This is a genomic window from Agreia sp., from assembly GCF_964263775.1.
GTDB lineage: Bacteria > Actinomycetota > Actinomycetes > Actinomycetales > Microbacteriaceae > Agreia.
Genome location: NZ_CAXVWM010000172.1, coordinates 1 through 5437, shown reverse-complemented (window position 1 = coordinate 5437; position 5437 = coordinate 1). Strand labels below are relative to the sequence as shown.

The 5437-nt window shown below is 70.4% G+C and carries 5 protein-coding genes; 3 read left to right on the top strand and 2 right to left on the bottom strand.

The window, feature by feature from the left end:
* A partial coding sequence (locus ACE5CZ_RS12410; RefSeq protein ID WP_374947642.1) for a VanZ family protein occupies window positions 1-555 on the top strand: 555 nt, incomplete at its 5' end.
* A gap of 78 nt (window positions 556-633) precedes the next feature.
* Here ACE5CZ_RS12410 and ACE5CZ_RS12405 read toward each other — a convergent pair.
* Window positions 634-1686: an aminotransferase class V-fold PLP-dependent enzyme gene (locus ACE5CZ_RS12405; RefSeq protein WP_374947641.1), complete on the bottom strand. Its 1053-nt coding sequence runs from the start codon at window positions 1684-1686 to the stop codon at window positions 634-636.
* An 81-nt stretch (window positions 1687-1767) separates the two neighbouring features.
* Between ACE5CZ_RS12405 and ACE5CZ_RS12400 the strand changes: the two genes are divergently transcribed.
* Window positions 1768-2736 (top strand): LysR family transcriptional regulator, encoded by a 969-nt coding sequence (locus ACE5CZ_RS12400; RefSeq protein WP_374947640.1) that lies wholly within the window; start codon window positions 1768-1770, stop codon window positions 2734-2736.
* Window positions 2737-3034: 298 nt separating this feature from the next.
* On the opposite strand, the gene ACE5CZ_RS12395 is transcribed toward ACE5CZ_RS12400, so the two are convergent.
* Entirely contained in the window at window positions 3035-3955 is a 921-nt protein-coding gene (locus ACE5CZ_RS12395) for a serine hydrolase (protein ID WP_374947639.1), read from the bottom strand.
* A 169-nt stretch (window positions 3956-4124) separates the two neighbouring features.
* Here ACE5CZ_RS12395 and ACE5CZ_RS12390 point away from each other — a divergent pair.
* The coding region (locus ACE5CZ_RS12390; protein ID WP_374947638.1) for a DUF308 domain-containing protein at window positions 4125-5437 on the top strand (1313 nt) is incomplete at its 3' end.

Below are 5437 nucleotides of genomic sequence, written 5' to 3'. Positions count from 1 at the left end.
AGCGTGATCCGCTTCTCGTTCGAGCTCGCGTTCGCGGCGCTGCTCGCCGCCACGTCCGTAGCGGGAATCGTCTTCGCGGCGCGGGGCTCACGCGGCGCGGCGCGGGGCTCACGCGGCTCGGCGCGCGGCCCGGGCGACTCTGCGCGGGACTCACGCGGCTCTGCGAGGCGCCACGGTAGCGTCGCCATCGCGGTCGTCCTGGTCTGCTGGCTGGCCAGCGTTCTGTTCATGACGCTACGCGCCCGGTCGGGAAGCGGCGCGCTGCTCAACCTCGTTCCGCTGCGGTTCGGGGGGCCGGGCGCGGTGATCGACGCGGTTCTGAACGTGGGCGTGTTCATTCCGCTCGGACTGCTGCTCGGGGCCGCCGGCATCCGCTTCTCTGTCGCCCTGCTCACCGGCCTGCTGCTGTCTGCGGGCATCGAGCTGAGCCAGTATCTCGCGCAGGTCGGGCGCACCGCCGATATCAACGATGTCATCACCAATACGACAGGCACCGTGCTGGGGTGGGTCGTGTGCGCCGCGATCGTGCACATTCGGCGCCGGGTCGACGGCTAGCGCGATCCATTAGTCAGTTGATGCTCGTATCAGCTGGTTTACGAGCGTTAACTGACGGATGGATGCCCTTCGACAGGCTCAGGCGGCCTCGCTGAGCGCGGCGAGCACGTCGGCCACGTCGCGTTCGTCGTTCCACAGGTGAAAAGCCACCCGCGCGCGCCCGGCACGGCCCGACGCCACGATGCCGGCGGCGACCAACGCCTCGAGCTGCCGGCCATCGGCATCCGGCCACGTGACGATCGCCTGGCCACGCCGCACAATGCCGAGGCCGTCGCACAGCGCGTCGCCGAGAGCGACGTTGTGCGCGTGCACCTCGGCGAGATCGAGCGACGCGAAGAGCTCGATGGCGGGTTCGGCGCCCACCCACACGGGCCAGGCGGGCGACACGTCGAAGCTGCGGGCGTCTGGCGCCAGGGCCATCGTCGGCCCATAGCAGGATGCCCAGATCTCGTCACCCGCGTACCAATTGGCCTGGATCGGGGCGAGCGTCTGCTGGTACCCCTCGGCCAGGGTCATGAACGCGGCTCCGCGCGGGGCGCACAGCCACTTGTAGGCGTGGCAGACCGTGGCGTCGTAGAGCGTCGCGTCGACCGGCATCGCGCCCGCCGCCTGCGTCGTGTCGCACAGGGTGAAGGCGCCGTTCGTGCGCGCCGCCGCCACGATCGCGTCGACATCGGCGAGCCAGCCCGACGACGACTGCACGAGCGAGAACGCCACGAGATAGGTGGCCGGGGTGATGGATGCCGCGAGCGCCTCGAGCGCGACGTGCCGCACCACGACGCCCCGGCCCTCGGCCACCACGAAGGGGAACACCATCGAGCTGAAGTCGCCGTCGACGCAGAGCACCTCGGCGCCGGCGGGAACCGCGGCGGCCAGCACGCTGACCATGGCGGAGGTCTGCGATCCGACCGCGACGCGGCCCGCGTCGACGCCCATGAGTCGGGCGAAGGATGCGCGGGTGCGGTCGATCACGGCGTCGTACTTCGCCGGCGAGCAGCGTCCCGCGGCCCAGTCCGCCTGGTCGGCCCGCATGGCCTCGAGCGTCGCGCTGCCGGCGAGGCCGAGCGAACAGGCGCCGAGGTAGCGCCGGCCACCGGAGAACTGGGCACGGGCCTCGACGAGTGTTGTCATGCATCCATCGTCGACCGGGCCGAGCTATTGGACAACGGCAAGTTATAGATCGTTCGCATAAGCGTCGGTTATGCTCGGTTCATGGCGCTGACTCCGCCCGCTCGATCGACCCTGGCGGCCGACCTCGACTCGCAGACCCTGCGCGTGATCAGGGCCGTCGCCGACCGCGGATCGATCACCGCGGCCGCCACATCTCTCGGCTACAGCCAGCCTGCGCTCAGCCAGAGCATCAAGCGCCTCGAAGAGAAGCTCGGCATGCCCGTTCTCACTCGGGTCGCCCGCGGCGTCGAGCTCACCGAGGCCGGCGAGGTGCTCGCCCGGCATGCCGCCACGGTGCTGCGCGCCATCGACTCCGCGGCTGACGAGCTGGCCGAGCTCTCGGGGCTTCGCTCCGGACTGGTGCGCATCGCCGCCTTTCCGTCGGCGTCGTCGACCGTCGTGCCGCGGCTGCTCGGCGACATCACGCGGCGGCATCCGGGCGTGCGCTTCAGCTACCTCGAGGCCGAGCCGCCCGAGGCGGTGCAGGCCGTTCGCGACCACGCGGCCGACATCGCCCTCACCTTCAGCTATCCGGGCGACCCCGACGACCCGCACCGGGCGAGCGCGTCGGGGCTCGCCACCCTGCCGCTCTGGCGCGAGCAGATGCTGCTCGTGGTTGTGGATGCGCCAGGCCTGGGAAACGGCCCGATCGAGCTGGCGAGTCTCGCCGACGAGGGCTGGATCGCCGGCTGCCCGCGGTGCCGCGGGCACCTCGTCGAGCTGTGCGAGGCATCCGGATTCACCCCCGCTCTCGGCTACGAGACCGACAACGTGCAGGCCGTGCTGGCCATGGTCGCGGCGGGGCTCGGCGTGGCGCTGCTTCCGTCGTTGGCGCTTGCGACCACGCCGCTGCCCGCCGGAGTCACAACCCGGCGACCGGCCGCCGCCGACTTCCGCACGGTGCACCTGGTCACGGCGCAGGGTTCGGCGGGCGTGCCGGCGATCGGCGCGACAATCGCCGCGATCCGGTCTCTGGATGCCGCGGCCTGGGCCCTGGAAACACTGCGCTGATCGCGCCTCCTGTGCGCTGACCGCCGGGCACCGCCCGAACTCGCGGGTGTGTGCCCGAATACCTCCATTCGGGCAGACTCCCTGTCGCGGAATGGAGGCATTCGGGCACAATCACTGGGACTTAGAGCCCCTCCACCTCGTCGACCAGCCACACGAGCGCATCACCTGTGCGTGTCACCTCGAACAGGATGCAGCCCGGCTCGGCGCGGGCTTCTGTGCCCGAATGCCTCCATTCGCGCGGGCGCAGACGTGCCGAACAGAGGTATTCGGGCACAATCACGAGGGGCTACAGTGCCAGCTAGAAGACGTACTCCAAGATGTCGGTGCCGAGCGTGCGCATGCCCTCGAGCACGGCCAGCCTGCCCGTGAGGTCGGTGTCGTTGAAGCGCATCGTGACGGCATAGGCCACCGATCCGCTCGGACCGCGCAGCACGCCCGCCTCGCTGCGCACGCCCACGTCGGTTCCCGTCTTGTTCGTGAGCAGCAGCCCGTGGTCACTCGTGCGGTGCGACAGCGGATCGAGGCCGAACGCACTCGCGACCATCGACAGGTCGGCTCCGAGGCCCAGCCACTCCATGACCTGCTGGCTCGTGGCGACGTTCACGATCTCTCCGCGCGAGAGGCCGGCGAACAGGGTGGCCAGCTCGCGGGCCGAGCCCACGGAGAGCTGGGGCGCGTCATCCGGCCCGCGGTAATCGCGCACCGTGTCGAGCAAAAATGTGCGGGTGAGGCCGAGCGCTTCGCCGCGGGCGCGCACGGCGTCGAGCCCGATGCGGCGAATGAGCACGTTGGTGGCCAGGTTGTCGCTGGCGGCTCCGACGAGGGCGGCGAGGTCGCCGACCGGCAGCGCCGGCACCTGCAGGTGCTGCCAGAGACCCGAATCGGCCACAGAATCTTGGGCCGTGCGATTCAGGATGCCGTGGGCCGTCTTGTCGCCGGCGCTCAGGCGGGCGGCGACCTCGATGAGAAGAAGGACCTTGCCGATGGAGGCGGTGGGGACGGAGAGGTGGTCGTCGACCGAGAAGAGCAGTCGACCGCTCTTCACGTCGAGAGCGCAGGCGGTGATCTGAACTCCCGAGAGGGCGAGCTGCGTGAGGCTGGCGAAGCCGCGGCGGAACGAGTCGTCTCCGGCGGCCGTTGCACCCGATCGGGCGCGCCGGGCGGTCGGTGCATCGGGCGTATCGCCCCGTCTGTTGCGCCGTCTGGTGGACTCTGCCATCTCGTCCTCCCGTCTGCCGAACCCCTCTTCGCACGGTCAGATGGGTCGAATCTCGCGCGAGGGATAACGGGTATCGTGCCACATTCACCTGTGATCGACCATCGAGTCGTCACAGCGTCGAGTGCGCCCGATCCTCGATCCCCGTGGCTACCTCTGGCAGAATCGACTCATGTCCGATCCCCGCGAGCCTTCCGAGCCTTCCGAGCCTTCCGAGCCCGAGTCCACCGAGAACCTCCCCGCGACGCCGGTTGAGCCGTCGGCGCCGGAGCCGACGTCTCCCGAGTTGACGTCTCCCCGCGCGCCGAGCACGCCGCCGTTCCCGTCAGGCCCTCCTGCTCCGACGACGCCAGGAGCTCCGCCCGCGCCTCCCGCGCCTCCAACAACGCCCGCGCCTCCAACAACGCCGGCGCCGCCCGCCGCGCCGCCCGCGCCCACTTTCGCACCGCCGACGGCTCCACTGCCCCCGGCATCCTCGTCGCTGCCGCCCATCCAGACCCCGCCCACGCCGCCCAGTGCGCCGTCTGCACCCAGCGCGCCCAGCTACGGCCCGCCGAGCACCGGCGCGCCGACGGCCGCACCGTCCTATGGGGCGCCGCCCGTCTACGGAACCCCGGCATCCGGCGGCCCGTCGGCACCGACGCCCTCGTACGGATCGCAGTACGGATCGAGCCCGTCGACGGCCGGCGGCCCGCCCTCGGGCCAACTCCCCTACACGACTCCCTACGCGCCGGGCCAGATTCCGCCGCGCGGCACGGGCGCCTGGATGGGCATCCTGAGCATCGTGCTCGGTGGCCTGGCCCTGCTCGCCTCCGCGGTGCCGGTCCTCAATTACGTCACCGTGTTCGGCGCGATCGCGGGTCTGGTCTTCGGCCTCATCGCCCTGTTCAAGAAGTTCGGTTCGCGGGGATTGGCCCTGACGGGAACGATCGTCTCGGCTGTCGCGTTCATCGTGAGCGTCATCTTCATCATCATCTACACGCTCACGTTCATCGGCTTCGGCAACGCAATCGATGACTACGACTACACCGACACGCCCCCGACATCGAGTCCCCTCGACGAGCCGACGGAATCCGACTCGCCTGACGAGCAGGAGGCCCTGCCCGGCGACCCCACCGCCGTACCCGGCGACGCCACGCCGTCGGCCGGCGCGACCGTCTGCACCGACGGAACACCGATCGCCCTCGGCAAGGCCGGCATCCTCACCTACGACGACGCGAACCAGGCCGAGGTCACCGTCAAGGGTGTGCAGCTCAACGCCACCGACGTGGTGCTCGCCGAGAACTCGCTCAACGAGACCCCTCCCTCGGGCTTCGAGTACGCGATCATCTCGTTGACGGTCAAGCAGCTGGGCACCGAGGCGTTTCCGGCCGGCGGCACCAGCGCCATCTTTAAAGGCGTCGCAGAAGACATCGCGTCGCCCGCAGACTACGCCGTGCTTCCCCAGCCGGAGCTGCTGTTCGCGCCCGACCTCACCCCGGGCGC

Bases quoted from the DNA above. Each gene is read 5' to 3' on its own strand.
- ACE5CZ_RS12405 (WP_374947641.1), bottom strand. From the start codon at position 1,686: ATGACAACACTCGTCGAGGCCCGTGCCCAGTTCTCCGGTGGCCGGCGC.
- ACE5CZ_RS12400 (WP_374947640.1), top strand. From the start codon at position 1,768: ATGGCGCTGACTCCGCCCGCTCGATCGACCCTGGCGGCCGACCTCGAC.
- ACE5CZ_RS12395 (WP_374947639.1), bottom strand. From the start codon at position 3,955: ATGGCAGAGTCCACCAGACGGCGCAACAGACGGGGCGATACGCCCGAT.